Here is a 674-nt window from a genome sequence, read left to right as displayed (position 1 = left end):
GTTCCCAGACGACCCACCGCACGACCGGGAAGGTGTCAAGACTCGTGCGCGTCTCGTCATCAACACTCGTGAAGGTCACCGTGCGCAAGGCATCCCACTCCGCGTGGACGTCCCGCGCCACGCGCTCCGCGAGCCTTCTCGCGCCTCCGGCGGGAACCACCGCGAAGATCCGGTTCGGTAGCCCGTCCGGGACGTCCGCGACGGCCGGGAGCACCGGCTCACCGTTGCCGTCCGTCACTCCTCGTACGGCAACCTGGCACAACCGGGACATCAGCCTGCTCGCCGTCCACAGGTCGGCTGTACGCCGGGAAGCCGCGATGAACTCCTGGACCCCACCCAACGTCAACATGACGTATCCGTCCGCCATGGACCCCCCGTCCGGCCGGCAGCTTTCCATACAAAAAATGATCTCTGCGCAAACAGTGATCCCCGTACGAACTTCGATATTCGATCATCGAAGTGATGGGAACGCTAGCACCACCGCCCAGGGGCCACCGCGGCGGGTAGGACCTTGCTTACAGAAAGTCCGCGCAGCCCGGCTTCCGATCCAGCGTCACCACCCGGGCAGACGCCTGACCTCCGGCCGTATCGAGATTCCGGAAGACGTGCTCAACGGGCCCTCATGATCGGGCCGGCTTTCCCGAGGCCGGATCCGCCGAGCCCAGAGTCGGTCA

Annotated in this window: 1 protein-coding gene; it reads right to left on the bottom strand. The window is 65.6% G+C overall.

The genetic code is table 11. The features are described 5' to 3' along the window. Positions 1-367 (bottom strand): type III-B CRISPR-associated protein Cas10/Cmr2 (locus MJ785_RS17880; RefSeq protein WP_239381879.1); only part of this gene is annotated, 367 nt, incomplete at its 3' end. Positions 368-674 lie beyond the last annotated feature (307 nt).

The sequence above is a fragment of the Protofrankia sp. CiT1 genome (genome assembly GCF_917627335.1).
Taxonomy (GTDB): Bacteria; Actinomycetota; Actinomycetes; order Frankiales; family Frankiaceae; genus Protofrankia.
This window is presented reverse-complemented; position numbering and strand designations above follow the sequence as displayed.